Source organism: Rhizobium sp. FG96 (genome assembly GCF_057808655.1).
Map to the genome: position 1 here is coordinate 149,898 of NZ_JBMDIL010000010.1, position 21,377 is coordinate 171,274.

Below are 21,377 nucleotides of genomic sequence, written 5' to 3' on the forward strand. Positions count from 1 at the left end.
CAGAGACGGATCCATGATACGCTACATCCTCCAGCGCCTTGCGGGCATGATCGTCGTGATGTTCCTTGTCGTCACGATTGTCTTCGTCATCGTGCGCGTCACGCCGGGCGATCCGGCGGCCGTCATGCTCGGCCCCGATGCAACGTCGCAGGATATTGCCGATCTGCGCGCCAGTCTCGGCCTCGACCGGTCTCTCGGCGTCCAATACATCTATTATGTCGGCCAGCTCCTGAGGGGTGACCTCGGCCAGTCGATCTTCCTGAACATGCCGGTCACCTCGGCACTTCTCGATCGCGCCGAACCGACCTTCTTCCTGACGATCTTTTCGCTCGCCATCGCCAGCATCATCGCCCTGCCGATCGGCATCTACGCAGCGTACCGCCGCGGCTCCTTCGTCGACCAGGCGGCAACGACGCTGGCGATGTTTGCGGCGAGCATCCCGAGCTTCTGGCTCGGCCTGATCCTGATGCAGGTCTTCGCCGTCCGCTTCGGCATGTTTCCGGTCTCGGGCTATGGCGGTCCGGGCTCGACATTTCTCGACCGGATGTATCACCTGACGCTGCCCGCCTTCGCGCTCGGCATCGTCTCCTCGGCGCTGATCCTGCGCTTTACCCGCGCCTCGATGCTGGATGTGCTCGGCGACGATTACATCCGTACGGCGCGTGCCAAGGGCCTGATCGAGCGCAAGGTGATCCTCAAGCATGCCCTGAAGAACGCGCTGATCCCGATCCTGACCGTGCTTGGCCTGACGGCTGCCGTGCTGATCTCCGGCGCAGTGGTGACCGAGACCGTCTTCGGTCTCCCAGGCGTCGGCAATCTCGTCGTCTCGGCGGTTCTGCGCCGCGACTATCCGGTGATCCAGGGCGCGCTGCTGGTCATTGCTGCGCTCTACGTCCTGATCAATTTTGCGATCGACATGCTTTATCTGCTGGTCGATCCGAGGGTGCGCTACTGATGAGCGATATCGCGATCAACTCGGCCGAAAGCGAAGGCCGCAAGTTCATCCGCCGCTTCCTGAAGCGCAAGACGGTGGCCTTTGGCGTCCTCATCCTCGTCATCTTCGTGCTGCTGGCGATCTTCGCGCCATGGGTTGCGCCCTATTCGCCGTCGAAGCTTTCGATCGTCAACCGGCTGAAGCCGCCGAGTGGAACCTATTTCTTCGGCACCGACGAGTTCGGCCGCGATGTACTGTCGCGCACCATCTTTGCCGGGCGCCTGTCGCTGCTGGTCGGTGCGGCAGTAGTCGCCCTGTCGGCGGTGATCGGCGTGACGCTCGGCCTGCTCGCCGGCTTCTTCAAGAAGCTCGATACGCCGATCGCCCGCCTGATCGATGCGATGATGGCCTTCCCCGACATTCTGCTCGCGATCGCGCTGGTCGCGGCACTCGGCCCATCGCTGACAACGGTCATCGTCGCGCTGTCTATCGTCTATGCACCGCGTCTTGCTCGCATCGTCCGCGCCTCGACGCTAGTCATCCGCGAGCTGCCTTATGTCGAGGCGGCCCAAGCGTTGGGCATTTCCACCTTCCACATCATGACGCGCCATGTGCTGAGGAACCTCCTGTCGCCGATCCTGGTGCAGGCGACCTTCCTGTTTGCCAGCGCCATGCTCGCCGAGGCCGGGCTCTCCTTCCTCGGCCTCGGCGTCAGCCCGGAAATCCCGACCTGGGGAACCATGATTGCGGCCGGCCGGCAATATATCGGCCAGGCCGACTGGATGACGCTGTTTCCGGGTGTCGCCATCATTCTCTCCGTGCTCTCGCTCCAGATGGTCGGCGACGGTCTGCGCGACATGCTCGATCCCAAACTTCGAAAGGACTTGTAAATGACCGGTGATAAAGCGGCCAAGCCGCTCCTCCTCACCAATGTGAAGCCGATGGCATTTGGCGCCGATACGCCTGCTGGCGCCGTCGATATCCTTGTCGATGGCGAGGGAAAGATCGCCAAGATCGGGCCGCAGCTCGCCGTTGGCGATGATGTGACGCGCGTCGATGGCAAGGGCGCCTGGATTTCGCCCGGCTGGGTCGACCTGCACGTCCATATCTGGCATGGCGGCACCGATATCTCGATCCGCCCGTCGGAATGCGGCGCCGAGCGCGGCGTTACCACGCTCGTCGATGCGGGATCCGCCGGCGAAGCCAATTTCCACGGTTTCCGCGAGTACATCATCGAGCCATCCAGAGAGCGCATCAAGGCGTTCCTGAACCTCGGGTCCATCGGCCTCGTCGCCTGCAACCGCGTGACCGAACTGCGTGACATCAAGGATATCGATCTCGATCGCATCCTCGAATGCTATGCCGAAAACAGCGAGCATATTGTCGGCCTGAAGGTGCGCGCCAGCCACGTCATCACTGGTTCCTGGGGCGTGACCCCTGTCAAGCTCGGCAAGAAGATCTCGAAGATCCTGAAGATCCCGATGATGGTCCATGTTGGCGAGCCGCCGGCGCTCTATGACGAGGTCTTGGAAATTCTCGGTCCCGGCGACGTCGTCACCCATTGCTTCAACGGCAAGGCGGGTTCGAGCATCATGGAAGACGAGGATCTCTTCAATCTGGCCGAACGCTGCGCCGGCGAGGGCATCCGCCTCGATATCGGCCATGGCGGCGCCTCCTTCTCCTTCAAGGTGGCGGAAGCGGCGATCAATCGCGGCCTGTTGCCGTTCTCGATCTCGACCGACCTGCACGGCCACTCGATGAACTTCCCGGTCTGGGATCTGGCGACGACGATGTCGAAGCTGCTCTCGGTCGGCATGCCCTTCGACAAGGTCGTCGAAGCCGTCACCCATCACCCGGCATCGGTCATCAAGCTGTCGATGGAAAACCGCCTGGCCGTCGGCCAGCGCGCCGATTTCACCATCTTCGATCTGATCGATTCCGACATCGAGGCGACCGATTCCAACGGCGACGTCTCGGTGCTCAACAAGCTGTTCGAGCCGCGCTACGCCGTCATCGGCAGCGAGGCAATCACCGCCAGCCGTTACATCCCCCGCGCCCGCAGGCTGGTTCGTCACAGCCACGGCTATTCCTACCGCTAAGAGAAGAAAACAGAAATCGCATGACAGGAGCCTACGTGAACACGTCTCCCGCTACCGCCAAGATCTCGGGCACGCCTGCCGAAAGGCTGGCCGCGCTCGGCATCGCCCTGCCGCCGGCGCCGCCGCCGATCGCCAACTTCGTGACGCATGTCATCGAGGGCAATATTCTCTATCTCTCCGGCCAGGGGCCGCGGGAAGCCGATGGCTTTCTGCACACCGGCAAGGTCGGCGGCACTGTCGGCGTCGAGGATGCCTACAAGCATGCGCGGTTGACGGGCATCAACCTGCTCGCCGTCATGCAGGACGCGCTAGGCGATCTCTCGCGCGTCAAGCGCGTCGTCAAGCTGCTCGGCATGGTCAATGCCGTGCCTGACTTCCTCGATCACCCGAGCGTTATCAACGGCTGCTCCGACCTCTTCAACGACGTTTTCGGCGAAGAGGCAGGCCAGCATGCGCGCTCGGCGGTCGGCTTCGGCTCTCTGCCCGGCAACATCACCGTCGAGATCGAAGCGATCGTCGCCCTGCGCGACTAGAGGAGGATGTCAGTGGTTGCGCCAGCCCATGATCTTTTCGATGCGTTCCGCCGACGCGCGCACATGCGCCGTGTAGCGGTTCTCGTCCGAAAAGGCCTTCTGTTCGGGAAGAACGATGGAGATGGTCGCAACGCACTCGCCGTCACGGTCGCAGATCGGCGAGGCGATGCAGGCAACCGCATAGTCCGATTCACCGGCCTGGATCGACAGGCGCGCGTCGAAAGCGGCGCCCGCCGAGCTCGACAGCACTTCGGCATCCATCTCGGCGCGTCCCGTCGGCGAGGTCTTGGCGCAGCGCTTGAAGAGCTCGACACGCTCGGCCTCCGGCAGGTGGCCGGCCAGCAGGCGGCCGGACGCCGTCCAGTTCAGCGGCACCCGCGTTCCGACGCGCGATGCCACCTGGAAATGGCTCGGGCCGTCGGCCATGGCCAGCACCAGCATGTAATCGCCGTCGCGGCCGCAGACCTGCACGGTCTCGCCGGCTTCGCGGCAGAGATCGTGCATTTCATGGGTGGCGACGCTCATGAAATCCAGCGAGCGGGCATAGGCCAGGCCGTAGTGATAGAGCCGCGGTCCAAGCCAGACGGAGCCATCCGTATTGCGCGTCAGCATGTTCTTCTCGACCAGATCGTCGACGATCACATAGACTGTCGACAGCGGCGCCTTGACCGCCTTGGCGATCGCGTAGACACCCGCGGGCGATCCGGTTTCGTAAAGGTAATCAATCACCTGCAGAGCACGGTCGATACCGCTCACGCGCGAGCGGCGAGCGGTCTTTTCGCTGCCGGTCTCTTCGGCGGAGGTGTTGTCTTCGGAGTAAACCGGAGATGATGTCTTGCCGTCCAATTCCACGTCCCTCGTATGCAGATGCGAGTTTATTACATTACTATGGCATAGCCGTCACTGAGGCAAATCGCAACACCCCATGTGACCAGGCACTCGAAATTGGAGACAACAATGTCTGATGACATCCGCCCGTCGATCGGCCTTCGCCCGGTCATCAACGTTTCCGGCACCATGACCAGCCTCGGCGCATCGATCGTCGTTCCCGAGGCGATCGCCGCCATGTCGTCGATCCTGCCGCAATTCGTCGAGGTCAACGATCTGCAGCGCAAGGCGAGCGCCGTCATTGCCCGGTTGACGGGCGGCGAGGCCGGTTTCGTCACCGCGTCCTGCTCTGCAGGCATTTCGCTGGCGGTCGCCGGCACCATCACCGGCAACAATCTGCTGGCGATCGAAAAGCTTCCTGAAGTCATCACCGACAAGAACGAAGTTCTCGTGCAGATGGGCCACGTCGTCAGCTACGGCGCGCCCGTCGATCAGGCGATCCGTCTGGCCGGTGGCAAGGTCGTGCTCGTCGGGCAGGCCACCTCGACGCATCGCTTCCACATGGAAAACGCGATCACCGAAAAGACGGCGGCCGCCGTCTATGTCGTCTCGCATCATGTCGTCGATTACGGCCTGCTGAACCTCAAGGAATTCGTCGAGATCGCCCACGCCAAGGGCGTGCCCGTCATCGTCGATGCGGCTTCGGAATATGATCTGAAGATTTTCCTGGAGCAGGGGGCCGATATCGCGCTTTATTCCGGCCACAAGTTCCTGGCCGGCCCGACCTCGGGCATCGTCGCCGGCAAGAAGGAACTGGTGCGCAACGCCTTCCTGCAGAACATGGGCATCGGCCGCGGCATGAAGGTCGGCAAGGAAAGCATCTTCGGCGTCATGGCGGCGCTGGAGGCCTGGGAGAAGCGCGATCACGCCGGCATCCGCGAGCGTGAGACGGGCTATCTCAATCTCTGGAAGCAGACGCTGGACGGCCGCGCCGGCGTCACCGCCCTGATCGAGCCCGACCCGACCAACAACCCGCTCGACCGCATGCGCGTCATCATCAAGGCCGATGAAGCCCACATTACCGCCTGGGATCTCGCTGATGCGCTGGCGCGCGGCACGCCGCCGATCATCGTGCGCGATCACGAGGTCGAGCATCACTATTTCTACCTCGATCCCTGCAACCTGCATCCGGGCCAGGAAAAGATCGTCGCCAGCCGTATTGGCGAGGAACTCGACAAGGCGCGCGCCTCCAACGAGATCATCGCGACGCCGATCGAGAACCGCAGCAAGCACCGCTTCGACGGCGCCCTGCGCTGGCCGGATTGATCCGAGAGCTGCAATTCTGAAGGAGGCGATCATGGCAGGCATTCAGGCACAAACCACCGCGGCGGCAGAACCGGTTCTCTCCGTCCGGAATCTGACGACATCGTTTCTCGTCGATGGCACCTGGAAGCCTGTCGTGCGCGATGTCTCCTTCGATGTCGCTCCGGGCGAGACGGTGGCGATCGTCGGCGAGAGTGGCTCGGGCAAGAGCGTCACCTCGCTGTCGATCATGCGCCTGCTGCAGGCCGATTCCAGCCACATCGAGGGCAAGATCATGCTCGGCGGCCGCGATCTGCTTGCTCTTCCCGAAGAGCAGATGCGCAAGGTCCGCGGCAATGATGTCGCGATGATCTTCCAGGAGCCGATGACCTCGCTCAATCCGCTGTTCACGATCGGCGACCAGATCTCCGAGGCGCTGCTCTGCCATAGGCCGATGTCGAAAGCCGAGGCACGCGCCGAGACCATCCGCCTGCTGGAGAAGGTCCGCATTCCCTCGGCCGCTTCGCGTTTCGATGAATACCCGCATCGCTTTTCCGGCGGCATGCGCCAGCGTGTGATGATTGCCATGGCGCTGGCCTCGCGCCCGAAGCTGCTGATCGCCGACGAGCCGACGACGGCGCTCGACGTGACCATCCAGGGGCAGATCCTCGACCTCATCAAGATGCTGCAGGAAGAGGAGGGCACCTCGGTTCTCTTCATCACCCACGACATGGGCGTGGTCGCCGAAATCGCCGACCGCACTGTCGTCATGTATCGCGGCGAGCAGGTGGAGACCGGCGAGACCGCCGATATCTTCCATCGCGGCAAACACCCTTATACGCGTGCACTGCTTTCGGCCGTCCCGGTTCTGGGATCGATGACCGGCTACGAGCGGCCGCTGCGCTTTCCCGTCGTCAACACCGCGACCGGCGAATCCGACAAGCCGGTCGAAACGGCCGATACCGTTGCTTCGACCGCCCGTCCGGTTCTGGAGGTCAGGAACCTCACCAAGCGCTTCGACATCCATTCCGGCCTGTTCGGCAAGCTGACCGGCCGCGTCCATGCCGTCGAGAATGTCTCCTTCGATCTCCACGCCGGCGAGACGCTGTCGCTGGTCGGCGAATCCGGCTGCGGCAAGTCGACGACCGGCCGCGCCATCATGCGGCTGATCGAGGCGCAGAGCGGTTCTGTTATCGCCGACGGCAAGGATGTGCTGGCGCTCGACAAGGCGGGCATGCGCGAGATGCGCAAGACGGTGCAGATGATCTTCCAGGATCCCTTCGCCAGCCTCAACCCGCGCATCCGCGTCGGTGACGCCATTGCCGAGCCCTATCTCGAACACAGGATGGGGACCGCAAAGCAGGCGAAGGAACGCGTCGCCGATCTTCTGACCAAGGTCGGCCTGACGCCGGACATGGCCTCCCGCTTCCCGCACGAGTTCTCCGGCGGCCAGCGCCAGCGCATCTGCATCGCCCGCGCGCTTGCCCTGGAGCCGAAGGTGATCGTCGCCGATGAGAGCGTTTCTGCGCTCGACGTCTCGATCAAGGCGCAGGTGATCAACCTGATGCTCGACCTGCAGCAGAGCCTGAACCTCGCCTTCCTGTTCATCTCCCACGACATGGCCGTCGTCGAGCGCGTCAGTCACCGTGTCGCCGTCATGTATCTCGGCGAGATCGTCGAAATCGGGCCACGCGCCGCCGTCTTCGGCAATCCGCAGCACGACTATACCAGGAAGCTGATGTCGGCCGTGCCGGTTCCCGATCCGGATCGCCGGCGCGAGAAGCGGGCGGCGGCTAACGACGAGCTGAGGAGCCCGATCCGGCCGGTCGACTATGCGATCAAACCGCTTGAGTACCGGGAAGTGTCACCGGGGCACTTGGTGGCTGTCTAACAAATCCCAAAAACAGCAAAAGCCGCCGCATGGGGGATTGCGGCGGCTTTCGCACGGGGGCAGGGAACATCCCCGGAGGTCAACCGAAGCAGCAAGCGGAGGGCGGGTTGCTTTTTGCCCGGTTGGCGATGGCGTTGATGAAATTGCCTACCTTCGAGGTGCTGGCCTCGCGTTTGCGGGCTGCCGTCTCAAGGAGTTGCTTGAAGTCTTCAAGCTTGACGCCATCGGCGCGCATCACCATGGCGATCATCGGGTCGCGAAGAGCTTCGGAAATGGTCAGGTCTCTGTTCTGTGTCATGGTAAGTCCTCCTTTCGTGGGCAGCTGCCCGTGTTCCGCTGTCGCAGCCTGCCCTCTCGGCATTGACTTTGGCGATCAGCGGTGTTACCGGTAAGTAACAATGCATTTGTTACCGATCGGTCACATCGATGTCAAGGACTTCGTCCTCAAAAAAATCAGAAACTTCGAATGAAATCTCCCAGGGCATGACAGACGAAAAGATTCCCCCGCGGGAGCGTATCGTTTCGACCGCTTCGGAGCTTTTCCGCGAGCACGGCATCCGTGGCATTGGCGTCGACGCCATTGCCGATGCTGCGCTTACCAACAAGATGACCCTCTACAGGCACTTCGGCTCCAAGGACGAGCTGATCTGTGAAACCCTGCGGCGGGCATCGGAAAAGGCCGAGCAGATCTGGCGTGATCTGGAGACGGCTCATCCCGGCAATCCGCGCGCTCAGCTCGATGCCTGGGTCGAAGGCCGCGCGCACTGTCTGAACGGCGAGCCGGCGGGCTGCGATCTTGCCAATGCGGCGATCGAGTTGAAGGGCGAGGGCCATCCGGCCTATGGCGTCATCGAGCGCCACAAGGCCGATCAGCGCCACCGCCTCGTTGCCCTCTGCGCTGCAGCCGGTGCCAGCGAGCCGCAGCTCCTGGCCGATACGCTCACGCTTCTTCTCGAAGGTGCGCGCGTGACGCGCCAGGCAATGGGCAGTGGCGGTTGCTGCAGCCATTTTGCCAAGGCGGCCAGTGCTGCAATCGCTTCCTACTGCTAAAGCGCAGCGCCGCCGTGGAACCTCCGTGGCGGCGACGCGTTACCTTCCTGGTCAGGAAGTACCCGTGGCAGTGAGATGAACTACACTTACCTCCATCGCCTGTATGCCAAGCGCGCCGAGCTGGAAGCCAAGCTCGAGCTTCATGAAGCGCGCGACTGTTTCGGCGACGAAGAGGTCGAAGACGGCACCGAAGCCGATCTGCGCCAGCGCCTCAGCGAAGTCACCCAGGAAATCGACAATCTGGAACATTCCCCTAGCCGCTAGTTGGCGGCGTCCAGAAGCTCGACGGTGCGTTTGTCGAATTCCCCCGCATAATATTTGTCGATCGCCCGGTGAAAGGGCGACCCGTGGTCGCTGATTGCTGCAAAGAGCGTGAGCGACGACCGGAACTTCAGGTCGTCGGGCGAGCCCAGAATGTCGTGTGCGCTGCGATCATTGACCGAGAGCATCGCATCGACACAGCGAAGCAGCCGCGTTCCGAGAATCGGATCGGCGAGATATGCGGCGGCTTCCTCGGCGGAACGGATGGCGTATTTCTCCGCCATCGACGATGTTCCGAGGCCCGCGATTTGCGGGAAGATGAACCACATCCAGTGCGATCGCTTGCGGCCGGCCTTCAGCTCCGACAGAGCCTGGCCGTAGATGCCGTTCTGCGCGTCGATGAAACGGTCGAGATCGAAATTGAGATCACTGGGCATGGGGCGCCTCCCTTATGCGGGGAAGATATGGGAGGCCGCGTGGATTTCCATGTCGCTGCCGTCAGCAGCCTTTTTCCGCGTAGGGGCTGTATTCGCGGCAGGAATCGAGATGGTGATGAGGGTGTGGAACGGAAGTGACCGGCGCGGCAATTGCCGAGGTCGTCACCGGGTCGGTTGCGGCCGGTGTGGTGAAATGGCCGGTAAGGCCGACGATCGCAAGGAGCGCGATCGCTGCGACGACAACGAGCCGCTCTATGCCGGAAAGCCGCTGGGCCTTCACATGTTCGGCATAATCCTGCTCGCCGTCGCCGGCGCTAAAACTGTCAAAATTGGTCATGGCATGAACTCCGAATATTGCCGCGAGACCTGATATGAGCCACCGCTCACAGCAGGTGGGAGCCCGCGTGCGCCACACATTTATGTAGCCGCCTCATCAAATTTAAGCCGTCGCTTGGCAAACGCAGTGTTCAGAAAATGACATCAATAGACGTTATTGCCCGATCCGGTACTGGCGATGACGGGCGATCCGCGGTAGGTCTTTGAGCCAGCAGAGATTGCGGATTTTCTCCATGACCAAATCATATGGCGCAATGTCCATTGCGCAGCTTTCTGTCCTTATTCAAAGCGGTGAAGCGGATCCCGTCGAAGTGACGGAATCGATCCTTTCAGGCATCAAATCCTATCCGGATCAGGCGATCTTCATCTCGCTGACCGAGGATCGCGCCCTTGCCGAAGCCAAGGCGTCGGCCGCGCGCGTTAAGCAGGGCCGTTCGCTCGGCGTGCTCGATGGCATCCCGATCGCCTGGAAGGATCTCTTCGACATCGAGGGCATGGCGACGACGGCAGGCTCGACGGTTCTCGCCGATGCGCCGCCGGCAAAGAACGACGCGGCAATCGTCACGGCGCTGAAGCAGGCGGGGATAATCGCCCTTGGTCGCACGAACATGAGCGAGTTCGCCTTCTCCGGCCTCGGCATCAACCCGCATTACGGAACACCGAAAAATCCCCACGGCAAGGACCAGCCGCGCATACCGGGCGGTTCGTCGTCCGGCGCAGGCGCGGCCGTTGCCGCCGGTCTGGTGCCGGTGGCGATGGGTACGGATACCGGCGGCTCCGTCCGCATCCCCGCCGCGCTGAACGGCATTACCGGCTACAAGGCGACGCGCGGACGCTACGATATGGATGGCGTGTTTCCGCTGGCCAAGAGCCTGGATTCGCTGGGGCCTCTCTGCCGCACCGTGCAGGATGCCGTCTGGATCGACGCGGCAATGCGCGGGCGAACGGCGTCCGAAGTCCGCCGCCGTGGCGTTGACGGCCTGGAGATCGTCATTCCCGAAAACATCGTGTTCGACGGTGCCGAACCGGGCGTGGTTGCGGCCTTCGAGGCGAGCGTCGAACGGCTTTCGCGCGGCGGCGTGAAATTCACCAGGATCGCAATGCCGGTCTTCGACGAGATCATCGCGCTGATGGCGAAACATGGTCCGCTGGCCTCGGCGGAAGCCTTTGCGCTTCATCGCGCGCGCCTTTCCGGCCCCGAGGCCAATGGCATGGACCATCGCGTCGTGTTGCGAACCCGGCTTGGCGAGCGCACCAGCATGGCCGATTACGTGGCGATCCTGGAGGCGCGGGCCAAGATGATCGCCGCCTCTGAATCCCTGATCGGCAACCGTCTTCTGGCCTTTCCTGCCGTCGCCCACGTTGCCCCGCCGATCGCGCCGCTGGAACAGGACGACGATCTGTTCATCGCGACCAACGGCAAGACGCTTCGCAACACGTTACTCGGCAATTTCCTGGACTGGTGCGGCGTCTCTATGCCCTGTGGCCGCGGCGATGCCGATATGCCCGTCGGCTTCCTGCTCTCGGCGCCTGCAAACCGCGACGAAGCGCTGCTTTCGGCGGCGCTGGCGATCGAGCCGGTGGTGCAGGAGGGGTTCTGAGACGGCCCGAAAGTTATCTGAAATCGGAGGAGTAAGATAATGACGTCATTGCCGAACGGCCGCTTCGCGGTCTCCACCTGGTCGCTACACCGCCTGCTCGGGCCGACCTATCCCTACAGTCCGGATCCGGCAAAGAGTGCCTTCCGCCAAGAACAATACGGCGCTGGCGGCGCCTCGCTGATCGAGCTGCCGAAGCAGCTTGCCGAGCGCGGTATCTACCGTCTGGAGCTCTGCTCCTTCCACCTGCCGAGCCTCGATCCGACCTATCTCGCCGAGTTCCGCGCCGCGATGAAGGCATCGGGCGTCTTGTTCCAGACGCTGCTCGTCGAAGACGGCGACCCGAGCCATCCCGAAACCGGCGAGCGCGATATCCGCTGGATCGCCGGCTGGATCGAGATCGCCAAGGCGCTCGGAGCGGAGAACATGCGCGTCATCGCCGGCAAGCAGAAGCCGTCGCAAGAGAGCCTGCAGCGCGCGCTGACGAACCTGACATGGCTGGCCACGCAGGCCGAAGGCAGCGGTATCCGCGTCGTCGTCGAGAACTGGTTCGACCTGCTGCCGGCACCCGAGCAGATGAACTGGCTGCTCGATGGCCTCGAAGGCAAGATCGGCCTCAACGGCGATCTCGGCAACTGGTCGGCGCCTGCGAAATATGCCGGTCTCGCCGATATCATGGGCCGCGCCGAGCTTTGCCACGCCAAGGCCGATTACAGCGCATCGGGCCTCGATGCCGATGACTACGGCAAGTGCCTGGAAGCCTGCCGTGCCGCCGGTTATGCCGGCCCCTTCACGCTGATCTACGACTCGCCCTTCTTCGCCGACGAGTGGGACGGCATCCTTTTGCAGAAGGCCTTTATCGAGGACTTCTTGGAAACGCGCCAACGCGCAATCGCTTGAAATGCAAGGAGACATGACATGAGCGCCCCATCGCCAATCGACGGCTTCGCAGCAAAGATCAGGAAGGGCGGCCATGGCGGCCTGGTCTCGGCCTGGATCGGCATTCCCTCGCCGCTGATGGTCAATCATCTGGCGCAGGAGGACTTCGACTCCCTCGTCCTCGACATGCAGCACGGCATGTGGGACCTCGGCACTGCTGCGGCCACCGTCGCCCAGGTGCGGGTTGCCGGAAAACCGGCGCTGGCGCGCATTCCGGTCGGCGACTTCTCGGCCGCCTCGCGGCTTCTCGATGCCGGTTTCTCAGGCATCATCGCGCCGATGGTCAATTCCAAGGCGGATGCCGAAGCACTCGTCAGCTTCACCAAATATCCGCCGCTCGGCGAGCGCAGCTGGGGCCCGAGCCTGGCGCTCAACCATGTTGGCATTCCGGCTTCCGAATACCTGAAGACGGCCAACGACCTGACGGTGACGATCGCCATGGTCGAGACCCGCGCGGCGCTCGAGGCTGTCGACGACATTCTCGGCGTTGAGGGCATCGACGGCATTTTCGTCGGTCCTTCGGACCTGTCGATCGCGCTCTCGAATGGAGCCAAGGTGGCGCCGGATACGCCTGAGGTCGACAAGGAGCTGTCGCATGTGATCGCCCGCTGCCGGGCGCACAAGAAGTTCGTCTGCGCTTTCGGCAGCGACGGCGCTCGCGCCGGCGAAATGCTGACGCTGGGTTGCGATCTGGTGATTGCGGCAGGCGATTCCACGCAGATCCGAAACGGAGCCGCCCGCGAGATCGCGGCAGCCCGCAACGGCTTCAAGCGCTAACGGCCGGGCTTCACCGCCAGCCAGATGACATGGCGCGCGCCGCGTCCCTTTCCGGCGCGCGTGCTGACCGCTTCGGTGGCAAAGCCGCCATCCTTGAGGCGGCGGGTAAAGCTCGTATCCGGGCCTGACGACCAGACGGCGAGAACGCCGCCGCCGCGCAGTGCGGCCTTGGCGGCGTTGATGCCGCCGTAATCGTAGAGCCGGTCGTTGGATTTCCGCGTCAGGCCATCTGGGCCGTTATCGACATCGAGGAGGATCGCATCGAACCCGGCCTTCGCGGCGCGGATTGCTTCGCCGACATCGCCTTCGAAGATCGTCACGCGCGGATCGTCGAGGCATCCCTTGAAGACTTCGGCCATCGGGCCGCGTGCCCAGGCGACGACAGCCGGGACAAGCTCGGCCACCACCACTTCGGCATCATCGGGAAGGACGGTGAGCGCTGCCCGGAGCGTAAAGCCCATGCCGAGACCGCCGATCAACACCTTCGGCCGCTTGCGGCCCTTGATGCGCTCGTAGGAGAGGGTGGCAAGCGCCTCTTCCGAACCGCTGAGACGGCTATTCATCAGCTCGTTGGCGCCGAGCATGATCGAGAATTCCGAGCCGCGTTGCTTCAGCCGCAGTTCGCCGCCGTCGCCGGGAATGGTTGCCTTGTCGAGTTCGATCCAGGGGAGCATGCCGTTTGCCTTCTATTCGGCCGCTCCCCTAGCATAGGCAAGGGCGCAAGTCACAGGCTGCGGGCAAAATGTCCGGGCGATGCCTCGACGATGGTATCCTGCGTCGCAGCGGCAGCCTTGCGGATGCCATCGACCTCTTCCGGCTTCAGCCGCGTTTTGGGATCGTCGAAGCGCACATCGGGATCCGGCACGGCCGAAAGCAGCAGCCGCGTATAGGGATGGATCGGGTTGTCGATGACATCAGCCGTCGGCCCCCATTCGACGATCTGGCCGGAATACATCACGGCGATATCCTCGGCGACATAGCGTGCCGTGGCGATATCATGGGTGATGTAGAGAAGGCCGAGATTCATCTGCTGCTTCATCTCGTTCAGCAGGTTGAGGACGCCGAGACGCACGGAAACGTCGAGCATCGAGGTCGGCTCGTCGGCGACGATGATCTCCGGCTTTGCAGCAAGTGCGCGGGCAATGTTGACGCGCTGGCGCTGGCCGCCCGAGAGTTCGTGCGGATACTTGGCGGCAACGATATCGGGGTCGAGCCGCACGCGCTGCAGAAGCTCGCGCACGGTCGCATCGATCGCCGATGCCTTGATATCGGGACGATGCAGCTTCAGCGGCCGTGTCAGATGGTAGGCGATCGTGTGCGCAGGGTTCAGCGAGGCGAACGGGTCCTGGAAGATCATCTGTACCGAGCGCCGGTAGTCGGAGAGTTCGGCACGGCCGGCGGCGTCCACCGGCTTTCCCTTGTATAGGATCTGGCCTGTCGTCGGCGCATATTCGCGCATCGCCATGCGGGCGCAGGTGGTCTTGCCGCTGCCGGATTCGCCGACAAGCGCCAGTGCGCGGCCGGGATGCAGCGAGAAGGAAATCGAGCGGGCGGCATGCACCGTCGAGCTGCCATGGCCGAAGGTCTTGTTGACCTTGTCGAGAGAGAGGATCGCTTCGCTCATGCGAGCACGCCTCCATGCAATGAGGGGAAAGAGGCCCAGAGCTTCTTGGTATAGTCGTGCTGCGGCGTCTTGTAGATCGCCTCGGCCGTGTTCTGCTCCACCAGCTTGCCCGCGAGCATGATGCCGATGCGGTCGCAAAACTGCACCATCAGCCCGAGATCGTGGGTGATGAACAGCACCGAGAAACCGAACTGGCGGCGGAGCTCGTTGATGCGCTGCAGGATTTCGCGCTGAACGACGACGTCGAGCGCCGTCGTCGGCTCGTCCATGACGACCAGCTTGGGATCGAGCGCCATGCAGATGGCGATGACGATGCGCTGGCGCATGCCGCCGGAAAACTGGTGCGGATAGTTGCGCATCCGGTCCGGGGCGATATCGACGAGCTTGAGCATCTCCGCGGCACGCTCGCGCGCCTGCGCCTTGGTCATGCCTTTGTGCGTCTTCAGCACGTCATAGAACTGGTCCTCGATGCGCAGCACCGGGTTCAGCGAGTTCATGGCGCTCTGGAACACCATGGCGACTTCGCGCCAGCGGAAATCTGCCAGCGCCTGCTTGTCGAGATCGAGCACCTCGCGGCCGGCGAGACGGATCTCGCTGCCTTTGCGGATGAGCGCCGGCGGCTTGTGCAGGCGGCTGATGGCGAAGGCGATGGTGCTCTTGCCGCAGCCCGATTCACCGGCGAGCCCGAAGACCTCGCCGGGGGCGACATCGAAGCTCACATTGTCGACGGCGCGGAAGTCCTTTTCCTCGCCGATATAGTCGATGGTCAGGTTCTTGACCGAGAGAAGCGGCTTGTTCACAGGCGGCCCTCCCCGGTGCGGATCAGCGCCTTCCAGCGGCCGAGCTGGCCACCGGTGCGAAGCCGCGGATTGGCGACCTCGTCGACCGCGAAATTCAGGAGCGACATGCCGATACCGAGCAGTGCGAGAGCAAAGCAGGGCGTCAGGATATCCCACCAGGCACCGACCGAAAGCGCGGATGCCTTCTGTGCATTGTAAAGCATGGTTCCCCAGGACACGACCTTGGGATCACCGAGGCCGAGGAATTCCAGCGTCGCTTCGGTGATGATCGCGAAGATGACGCTGCCGATGAAATTGATGCCGACGATCGAGATGACGTTCGGGAAGATCTCGAACATCATGATGCGCCATTGCGGTTCGCCCATCGTTTCTGCCGATTTGACGTAATCCTTCTGCTTCACCGAAAGCGTTTCGGCGCGGGTGACGCGTGCACCCCAGGCCCAGGAGGTGCCGCCAAGGATCAGCGCGATGACGAGCGGGCTGGCCTGGCCGATGAAGGCGGCGAGCACGAGGAGCAGCGGCAGGTTCGGAACGACGAGCACCATGTTGGTGAAGAAGCTGATGACTTCATCGGTCTTGCCGCCGCGATAGCCGGCGATGATGCCGAGCGCGGTGCCGACGATGGTGATCAGCAGGCCGGCGCCGAAGCCGACGGCAAGCGAGGTGCGCGCGCCGTAGATCAGCCGCGAGAACACGTCCTGGCCGATGCGCGTCGTGCCGAGCAGATGATCGAGCGACGGCGCCTGGTGCGGCCGGCCGGTGCGGGCGGTCGGGTCATATTGCGTGATCAGCGGCGCGGCGATGGCGACGATGATGATGAACAGGATGATGGCGACGCCGACGAGCGCCTTGCGATTGCGCAGGAGCCCGGAAATGAGGGTCGTCATGTCACGCTCCCTTCAGCCGCGGATCGAGCAGCACATAGCTGACATCGACGATGAAATTGGCGACCAGCATGGTCGTGGTCATGATCAGCAGCTGTCCCTGGATGACGGGATAATCGCGCGCCAGGATTGCCTGATACAGAATGTTGCCCATGCCCGGGTAGTTGTAGACGACCTCGGTGACCAGCGAGCCGCCGAGGATGGTGCCGATGGCGATCGCCAGCGAAGAGACGGTGGGCAGCAGCGCATTGCGGGCCGCATACCAGATCATCACATGCCGGTCGGAGAGACCCTTGGCGCGGGCCATGACGATATAGTCCTCGCCGAGCAGGTTGATCATGTTGTTGCGCATGGTCACCGCAAAGCCGCCGGTCATGACGGCGCAGAGCGTCATCATCGGCAGGAAGGCGTGGTAGAGGACGCTGCCGATATATTGCAGCGTGAAGGCCGGATCGAGCGACGGATCGGCGGCATAGCCGTTCGGGAACCAGCCGAGCGTGAAGCCGAAGATGAAAACGACGATCAGCGAGGTGACGACGGCCGGAACCGAGGTCGCGAAGATCGCCACGACCGAGACGATGACGTCAAACGCGCTGCCGCGGCGCCAGGCGGCGAGAATGCCGAGGAAGCTGCCGATGGTGAAGCTGATGATCGTGGCGCTGCCCATCAGGCCGACGGTCCAGACGAGCGCGTGCCCGAGCACCGAGGTGACCGGCAACGGGAAATACTTGATCGACCGGCCGAGATCGCCGGTGAAGATGCTGCCGAGATAGGTCAGATATTGCTGCCAGAGCGGGCCATCGACGAAGCCGAAGGTGAGCTTCAGCGCGTTCAGGCTCTCGGGCGGCAATTCGGCGCCGGCGCTGGAGAACATGATCTGCACCGGATCACCCGGCATCAGGCGCGGCAGGAAGAAATTGATCGTCGCCGCCGCGATGAAGGCTGCCAGATAGAAGGCCAGGCGGCGTAACAGGAAAGCCATGGAAACTCCGTGAAATCGGGAGCGGCGTAGGGGCGCCGCTCCCGAAGCTCCGTTGCTTACTTGACCGGCTCGAGGGCGAGCAGGTTCAGAAGGCGAGCGGGGTTGGTGCGCGAGATGGACGGATTGACAAAGGGGTTCTCCTTGGTCGACCAGCCGGTGAAGCGCTTGGTGTTGTACTGATACCAGTTCGGATTGTTGAAGACCGGGATCATCGGCAGGTTCTCGGCGACGATACGCTGAGCCTTGTTCATCGCTTCCTTCTGCTTGTCGAGATCGGCAGTGTGCGTAAACTGGGTGACGAGGTCTTCGACTTCAGGGCTGAACCAGCGCTGCGCGGTGAAGCGCGTCTTGCCCTTGTCCGAAGCGCTGAAGGCGCGCTTGTAGGGATAGTAGGGCGAAGAGGACGCCGGCAGGCTGTTGATCGCGGCGTCGAACTTGCCTTCGATCAGGTCCGAGGTCCAGACGGCTTCCTCGGGGGTCTCGATCTTGGCGTCGATGCCGACCGCCTGCATGCCTTCGATGGCGATGTTGACGGTGTCGATCCAGTCGGTCCAGGAGTTCGGCACGATGATCGTGAACGAGATCTTCGAACCATCCGGGTTGTCGCGGAAGCCGTCGCCGTCCTTGTCCTTGTAGCCGGCCTCGTCGAGCAGCGCCTTTGCCGCGTCGGCGTCATAGGCGGCGAACTTGCCGAAGTCGGCCTTCACGGACGGGTCCGCCCAGCTCTTGTAGAGCTCGCCCATCAGGCCCGGGTCTTCGTTCAGCGTCGGGTAGCCGTAGCCGGCAACGTCGATCATCGTCTTGCGGTCGAGCGCCATGGAGACCGCGCGGCGGAACTTGACGTCGTTGAACGCCTTCTTGTTGGCTTCGTTCGCCGTTTCCTGGTTGAACAGGAAGGCAACCATGCTGCTCGGCGAATACCAGTAGTGATAGTGGTCCGGGTCCTTCGAGACATAGACGTTGTCGATGTCAGGAATGAAGGAGACGCCCCAGTCCAGCGTGCCGTCGGCGGTTGCCGTCAGGATCTGGTTGTTGTCGGCGAGCTGCGGGAAGCGCATGCAGTCGACCTTCAGGTGCTCGGCATCCCAGTAGTTCGGGTTGCGGCACTGGTCATAGGTCTGGCCGGTAAAGCGCGGAACTTCGGTAAGCGGGCCGCTGCCGACGGGGTTTTCGTTGGCGAAGGTGACCGGATCGGCAACGTCCTTCCAGACATGCTCGGGAACGATCGGCAGCTGCGACAGCTGCTCGGCGGCGAGCGAGCTCGGGTCCTTCAGCGTGAAGCGGACGGTCTGGCCGTCGACGGCCTCGACGCCGGTGATGAAGCTCCAGATGCTGACGAAATCCAGCGCCGGGAACTTCTTCAGGTATTCGTAGGTGAACTTGACGTCTGCGGAGGTCAGCGGCTTGCCGTCCGACCACTTGAGGCCGTCGCGCAGCTTGAACTCGATCGTCTTCAGGTCATCCGACTGCTTGAAGCTTTCGGCCAGGCGATAGACCGGCTTGTTGCTGTCGAAGCGGTTGAAGATGACGAGGGGCTCGTAGATGAAGTCGAGCGTCGACTGGCGCGAGGACGTCTGGTTGAACGGGTTGAAGTTGCGCACCCAGGTCGTTGCCGGTTCGATGTTCGCAGTCAAAACGGTTTGCGCCATGGCGGTGCCGGACAGCAGTGACAGAACTGTCGCGGCGGCGAATATGTATTTTTTCACTTTATTCCCCTTGCTTGGTTACTTCGCGATACGTGCTGGTCAGGCGGCCAGCACGGTCTTGAACATGTCCTCGACTTCCGCATGGGCGGCGCGGACGTCGATCTTGAGATTGCCGAGACGGGCCTTGCCGGCCTCGATGCGGGCGATCGCTGCGTCGGTCAGCGGGCGGGCGGCCTTGGCGGCCGCTTCGCTTTCCGGGATGTCGCCGTGGCTATGGAGCGCGATGTCGAAACCGGCGTCCAGAACCTGAGCAACGCGCTCCGGCATGGTGCCCTTCAGCGATTCCATGAAGATGCAGTCGGAAATCAGCACGCCTTCGTAGCCCATGTCCTTGCGGATCACGTCATGCATGATCGGCGAGATGGAGGCGGGCAGTTCCTTGTCATAGGCCGAATAGACGACGTGGGCGACCATGGCCCAGGGCGTATCCTTGAGCGCCACGAAAGGCTTGAAATCGGTCGCTTCGAGCGTTTCGCGCGAGGCGTCGACGACAGGCCGTTCCTTGTGGGAATCGAGCGTCGCGCGGCCGTGGCCGGGGATATGCTTCATGACAGGCATGTTGCCGGTTTCGAGCAGACCATCGACGACCTCGCGGCCGAGGGCGGCGATGAAATCTGGATCCGGGCCGAAGGAGCGGGCGCCGATGACGGCGCTCGTCGTCGAAAAGACGAGATCGAGCACCGGCGAGCAGCCGCTCGAAAGGCCAAGTTCCGTCATCATCGCCCCCATGGCCTGGGAGGAAAGACGAAGGGCACGCTTGCCGAGTTCGAAATCACGTCCGGCGAGCTCGGCAAAGGCGCCGAAGCTGCGGAACAGCGGCCAGGGACCGGCGTCCAGATGCTGAACGCGTCCGCCTTCCTGGTCGGTGAAGACAGGTGCGTCATCGCGGCCGACGGCCTCGCGGAAGCGCTCGATCAGGATACGGACCTGTTCGGGGTTCTTCTGGTTGCGGCGGCCGACGAAGAGGCCGAGCGGGTTGGTTTCGCGAAACATCGCAAATTCGTCGTCCGACAGGGTGGGGTTCGGCATGCCGACGAAAAGGGCGAGGGGGGGCTTGGACACTCTTTATGCTCCGGTCTTGAAATGTTCAGGTCTGCGGCGCGCTTCTGAGCATGCCTTCGTAAACGCCCTTGTCGGGCGCGGGGATCGGCACGGCGCCGGCGGTCTTGGCGTAGAAATCGACAGGCCCCGCATCGCCGATGAAGGCGTAGGCGTGGCCGAGGGTCTTCATGGTCTGCAGGGAGGCGGAAAACAGTGCGAGGCCGATGCCCTTGCCGCGGGCCTCCCTGGCAACACCCGTCGGGCCGAAGAAGCCGCGGGCAGTTGTGTCGTAGCAGGCAAAGCCGAGCAGCTTTCCGTCTTCGACGGCGATGAGACAGGCATTCGGCTGGCGGGAGAAGGCGACGGTGACTTCGCTTGCCCAGTTCTCGCTGAAATGTTCGCGGACCCAGGAGATGACGACGTGCATTTCCGGCGGCAAGGCAGGCCGGATTTTGACACCGGCTTCAACAGCCTTTGATTTGAGTTCGTCGAGCTTTTTCGAATATAAGCTCACCAGCAGGTCGGGCACCTGTGATCCTCCACATATTCCGTTATTACGGAACCTATCCCCTTTTAATGATATAGACTTCGCGATTTCGCTCAGTCTTGTCAACAGGGAATGTGGCGGAGGACAGAACGCCGCGTCGTGCCCGCCCAACGGAAATGGCCCGGCACAGTGCCGGGCCATCAAAGAAACGCGAAAGATCAGATATTTACCTGGCTGCCCAATTCGCGCCACGGCGGAACATGGTCTTCATCTGCGGCACGCTGAATTCCTTGGCCTGGTGGCCGAGCGAGGAATAGAAAACGCGGCCCTTGCCATATTTGCGCTTCCAGACAACGGGCATGACGACTCCATCGATCCAGTAGGCGTGGTCGCCGGTAAAGGTCGTCGTCGCCAGCACCTCGTTCGAGGGATCGACATGCATGTAATATTGCTCCGACGTGTAGGGGAAGTCGGTGATCCCCTCCATGATCGGATCGTCCGGGCGGGTGATATTGATCTTGTAGTCGATGATGTTGCCGGGGTGCGCCACCCACTGGCCGCCGATCATGAACTGGTACTCGACGCATTCGCGGAAGCTGTCGCCGGCTCCGCCGTGATAGCCGGCAATGCCGACGCCGTTTTCGACGGCGGCCGCGAGATTCTTGATCTCTTCCTTCTCGATCTTCGACATCGTCACGATCGGCACGACGAGGCTGAGGTCATGCACGGACGGGTCGGCGAAGGCCTCGGTGCTGTGCTCGACATAGACCTTGAAGCCGTCCTCCTCCAGCATGTCCTTGATGATGGCGGCGCATTCCTGCGGCTCGTGGCCGCTCCATCCGCCCCAGACGATCAGTGCTTCACGCAT

The 21,377-nt window shown here is 62.7% G+C and carries 24 protein-coding genes; 11 read left to right on the plus strand and 13 right to left on the minus strand.

Annotated features, from left to right (window positions below; translation table 11 throughout):
- Positions 1 to 13: 13 nt before the first annotated feature.
- From ACODR6_RS20460 to ACODR6_RS20475, 4 genes are read left to right on the plus strand one after another with little or no spacing between them, the layout of a single operon-like run.
- The gene (locus ACODR6_RS20460; RefSeq protein ID WP_489024043.1) at positions 14 to 955 is read left to right on the plus strand and encodes an ABC transporter permease; all 942 of its coding nucleotides are present in this window, start codon (positions 14 to 16) and stop codon (positions 953 to 955) included.
- Positions 955 to 1,824, plus strand: coding sequence for an ABC transporter permease (locus ACODR6_RS20465; protein ID WP_489024045.1), 870 nt, complete (start codon positions 955 to 957; stop codon positions 1,822 to 1,824). The genes ACODR6_RS20460 and ACODR6_RS20465 overlap by 1 nt, the downstream gene beginning before the upstream one ends.
- Complete coding sequence (locus ACODR6_RS20470) at positions 1,825 to 3,033, plus strand: amidohydrolase/deacetylase family metallohydrolase (protein ID WP_489024046.1); 1,209 nt, start codon at positions 1,825 to 1,827, stop codon at positions 3,031 to 3,033. It begins immediately after the preceding gene.
- A 20-nt stretch (positions 3,034 to 3,053) separates the two neighbouring features.
- Positions 3,054 to 3,566: a RidA family protein gene (locus tag ACODR6_RS20475; protein WP_130283713.1), complete on the plus strand. Its 513-nt coding sequence runs from the start codon at positions 3,054 to 3,056 to the stop codon at positions 3,564 to 3,566.
- Between the two features lie 9 nt (positions 3,567 to 3,575).
- Here ACODR6_RS20475 and ACODR6_RS20480 read toward each other — a convergent pair whose 3' ends face one another.
- Entirely contained in the window at positions 3,576 to 4,418 is an 843-nt protein-coding gene (locus ACODR6_RS20480) for an IclR family transcriptional regulator (protein WP_130283715.1), read from the minus strand.
- Positions 4,419 to 4,523: 105 nt separating this feature from the next.
- On the opposite strand from ACODR6_RS20480, the gene ACODR6_RS20485 reads away from it, so the two are divergent.
- Both ACODR6_RS20485 and ACODR6_RS20490 read left to right on the plus strand, forming a co-directional pair.
- Positions 4,524 to 5,720, plus strand: coding sequence for an aminotransferase class V-fold PLP-dependent enzyme (locus ACODR6_RS20485; protein WP_489024049.1), 1,197 nt, complete (start codon positions 4,524 to 4,526; stop codon positions 5,718 to 5,720).
- Between the two features lie 31 nt (positions 5,721 to 5,751).
- Positions 5,752 to 7,587, plus strand: a complete 1,836-nt coding sequence (locus ACODR6_RS20490) for an ABC transporter ATP-binding protein (RefSeq protein ID WP_489024051.1) — start codon at positions 5,752 to 5,754, stop codon at positions 7,585 to 7,587.
- A 79-nt stretch (positions 7,588 to 7,666) separates the two neighbouring features.
- Here the strand turns inward: ACODR6_RS20490 and ACODR6_RS20495 are convergent, their stop codons facing one another.
- Entirely contained in the window at positions 7,667 to 7,885 is a 219-nt protein-coding gene (locus ACODR6_RS20495) for a hypothetical protein (protein WP_112712111.1), read from the minus strand.
- 128 nt (positions 7,886 to 8,013) lie between these two features.
- On the opposite strand from ACODR6_RS20495, the gene ACODR6_RS20500 reads away from it, so the two are divergent.
- On the plus strand, positions 8,014 to 8,637 hold the full coding sequence (locus tag ACODR6_RS20500; RefSeq protein WP_130283724.1) for a TetR/AcrR family transcriptional regulator: 624 nt from the start codon (positions 8,014 to 8,016) through the stop codon (positions 8,635 to 8,637).
- Positions 8,638 to 8,712: 75 nt separating this feature from the next.
- The gene (locus ACODR6_RS20505) at positions 8,713 to 8,901 is read left to right on the plus strand and encodes a hypothetical protein (protein ID WP_130283726.1); all 189 of its coding nucleotides are present in this window, start codon (positions 8,713 to 8,715) and stop codon (positions 8,899 to 8,901) included.
- Here the strand turns inward: ACODR6_RS20505 and ACODR6_RS20510 are convergent.
- On the minus strand, positions 8,898 to 9,335 hold the full coding sequence (locus tag ACODR6_RS20510) for a DUF1810 domain-containing protein (RefSeq protein WP_489024053.1): 438 nt from the start codon (positions 9,333 to 9,335) through the stop codon (positions 8,898 to 8,900). The genes ACODR6_RS20505 and ACODR6_RS20510 overlap by 4 nt on opposite strands.
- A gap of 61 nt (positions 9,336 to 9,396) precedes the next feature.
- The gene (locus ACODR6_RS20515; protein ID WP_203431000.1) at positions 9,397 to 9,672 is read right to left on the minus strand and encodes a hypothetical protein; all 276 of its coding nucleotides are present in this window, start codon (positions 9,670 to 9,672) and stop codon (positions 9,397 to 9,399) included.
- Between the two features lie 232 nt (positions 9,673 to 9,904).
- Between ACODR6_RS20515 and ACODR6_RS20520 the strand changes: the two genes are divergently transcribed.
- The 3 genes from ACODR6_RS20520 to ACODR6_RS20530 are packed head-to-tail and all read left to right on the plus strand — an operon-like array spanning position 9,905 to position 12,985.
- Entirely contained in the window at positions 9,905 to 11,272 is a 1,368-nt protein-coding gene (locus ACODR6_RS20520; protein ID WP_489024055.1) for an amidase, read from the plus strand.
- A 39-nt stretch (positions 11,273 to 11,311) separates the two neighbouring features.
- Entirely contained in the window at positions 11,312 to 12,169 is an 858-nt protein-coding gene (locus ACODR6_RS20525) for a sugar phosphate isomerase/epimerase family protein (RefSeq protein ID WP_203430998.1), read from the plus strand.
- An 18-nt stretch (positions 12,170 to 12,187) separates the two neighbouring features.
- Entirely contained in the window at positions 12,188 to 12,985 is a 798-nt protein-coding gene (locus tag ACODR6_RS20530; protein ID WP_199625330.1) for an HpcH/HpaI aldolase family protein, read from the plus strand.
- On the opposite strand, the gene ACODR6_RS20535 is transcribed toward ACODR6_RS20530, so the two are convergent.
- From ACODR6_RS20535 to ACODR6_RS20575, 9 genes are all read right to left on the minus strand, one after another.
- Positions 12,982 to 13,659 (minus strand): spermidine synthase, encoded by a 678-nt coding sequence (locus ACODR6_RS20535; protein ID WP_489024057.1) that lies wholly within the window; start codon positions 13,657 to 13,659, stop codon positions 12,982 to 12,984. The two genes, ACODR6_RS20530 and ACODR6_RS20535, sit on opposite strands and share 4 nt — an antisense overlap.
- A 50-nt stretch (positions 13,660 to 13,709) precedes the next feature.
- Positions 13,710 to 14,609, minus strand: coding sequence for an ABC transporter ATP-binding protein (locus tag ACODR6_RS20540; RefSeq protein ID WP_489024059.1), 900 nt, complete (start codon positions 14,607 to 14,609; stop codon positions 13,710 to 13,712).
- On the minus strand, positions 14,606 to 15,409 hold the full coding sequence (locus tag ACODR6_RS20545; RefSeq protein ID WP_489024061.1) for an ABC transporter ATP-binding protein: 804 nt from the start codon (positions 15,407 to 15,409) through the stop codon (positions 14,606 to 14,608). Before ACODR6_RS20545 ends, ACODR6_RS20540 begins: the two co-directional genes overlap by 4 nt.
- Positions 15,406 to 16,284 carry an ABC transporter permease gene (locus tag ACODR6_RS20550; protein WP_413712516.1) on the minus strand — a complete coding sequence of 293 codons (879 nt, stop codon included), beginning with the start codon at positions 16,282 to 16,284 and terminating at the stop codon, positions 15,406 to 15,408. The genes ACODR6_RS20545 and ACODR6_RS20550 overlap by 4 nt, the downstream gene beginning before the upstream one ends.
- A 13-nt stretch (positions 16,285 to 16,297) precedes the next feature.
- Positions 16,298 to 17,275 (minus strand): ABC transporter permease, encoded by a 978-nt coding sequence (locus tag ACODR6_RS20555; RefSeq protein ID WP_112712088.1) that lies wholly within the window; start codon positions 17,273 to 17,275, stop codon positions 16,298 to 16,300.
- Between the two features lie 56 nt (positions 17,276 to 17,331).
- Positions 17,332 to 18,981 carry an ABC transporter substrate-binding protein gene (locus ACODR6_RS20560; RefSeq protein WP_489024064.1) on the minus strand — a complete coding sequence of 550 codons (1,650 nt, stop codon included), beginning with the start codon at positions 18,979 to 18,981 and terminating at the stop codon, positions 17,332 to 17,334.
- Positions 18,982 to 19,020: 39 nt separating this feature from the next.
- Positions 19,021 to 20,043 (minus strand): glycoside hydrolase family 3 N-terminal domain-containing protein, encoded by a 1,023-nt coding sequence (locus ACODR6_RS20565; RefSeq protein WP_489024065.1) that lies wholly within the window; start codon positions 20,041 to 20,043, stop codon positions 19,021 to 19,023.
- Between the two features lie 25 nt (positions 20,044 to 20,068).
- Entirely contained in the window at positions 20,069 to 20,551 is a 483-nt protein-coding gene (locus tag ACODR6_RS20570) for a GNAT family N-acetyltransferase (protein ID WP_489024067.1), read from the minus strand.
- A 184-nt stretch (positions 20,552 to 20,735) separates the two neighbouring features.
- Positions 20,736 to 21,377: a ThuA domain-containing protein gene (locus ACODR6_RS20575; protein ID WP_489024069.1), complete on the minus strand. Its 642-nt coding sequence runs from the start codon at positions 21,375 to 21,377 to the stop codon at positions 20,736 to 20,738.

Bases quoted from the DNA above. Each gene is read 5' to 3' on its own strand.
- ACODR6_RS20460 (WP_489024043.1), top strand. From the start codon at position 14: ATGATACGCTACATCCTCCAGCGCCTTGCGGGCATGATCGTCGTGATG.
- ACODR6_RS20465 (WP_489024045.1), top strand. From the start codon at position 955: ATGAGCGATATCGCGATCAACTCGGCCGAAAGCGAAGGCCGCAAGTTC.
- ACODR6_RS20470 (WP_489024046.1), top strand. From the start codon at position 1,825: ATGACCGGTGATAAAGCGGCCAAGCCGCTCCTCCTCACCAATGTGAAG.
- ACODR6_RS20475 (WP_130283713.1), top strand. From the start codon at position 3,054: ATGACAGGAGCCTACGTGAACACGTCTCCCGCTACCGCCAAGATCTCG.
- ACODR6_RS20485 (WP_489024049.1), top strand. From the start codon at position 4,524: ATGTCTGATGACATCCGCCCGTCGATCGGCCTTCGCCCGGTCATCAAC.
- ACODR6_RS20490 (WP_489024051.1), top strand. From the start codon at position 5,752: ATGGCAGGCATTCAGGCACAAACCACCGCGGCGGCAGAACCGGTTCTC.
- ACODR6_RS20495 (WP_112712111.1), bottom strand. From the start codon at position 7,885: ATGACACAGAACAGAGACCTGACCATTTCCGAAGCTCTTCGCGACCCG.
- ACODR6_RS20500 (WP_130283724.1), top strand. From the start codon at position 8,014: ATGTCAAGGACTTCGTCCTCAAAAAAATCAGAAACTTCGAATGAAATC.
- ACODR6_RS20505 (WP_130283726.1), top strand. From the start codon at position 8,713: ATGAACTACACTTACCTCCATCGCCTGTATGCCAAGCGCGCCGAGCTG.
- ACODR6_RS20510 (WP_489024053.1), bottom strand. From the start codon at position 9,335: ATGCCCAGTGATCTCAATTTCGATCTCGACCGTTTCATCGACGCGCAG.
- ACODR6_RS20515 (WP_203431000.1), bottom strand. From the start codon at position 9,672: ATGACCAATTTTGACAGTTTTAGCGCCGGCGACGGCGAGCAGGATTAT.
- ACODR6_RS20520 (WP_489024055.1), top strand. From the start codon at position 9,905: ATGACCAAATCATATGGCGCAATGTCCATTGCGCAGCTTTCTGTCCTT.
- ACODR6_RS20525 (WP_203430998.1), top strand. From the start codon at position 11,312: ATGACGTCATTGCCGAACGGCCGCTTCGCGGTCTCCACCTGGTCGCTA.
- ACODR6_RS20530 (WP_199625330.1), top strand. From the start codon at position 12,188: ATGAGCGCCCCATCGCCAATCGACGGCTTCGCAGCAAAGATCAGGAAG.
- ACODR6_RS20535 (WP_489024057.1), bottom strand. From the start codon at position 13,659: ATGCTCCCCTGGATCGAACTCGACAAGGCAACCATTCCCGGCGACGGC.
- ACODR6_RS20540 (WP_489024059.1), bottom strand. From the start codon at position 14,609: ATGAGCGAAGCGATCCTCTCTCTCGACAAGGTCAACAAGACCTTCGGC.
- ACODR6_RS20555 (WP_112712088.1), bottom strand. From the start codon at position 17,275: ATGGCTTTCCTGTTACGCCGCCTGGCCTTCTATCTGGCAGCCTTCATC.
- ACODR6_RS20575 (WP_489024069.1), bottom strand. From the start codon at position 21,377: ATGCGTGAAGCACTGATCGTCTGGGGCGGATGGAGCGGCCACGAGCCG.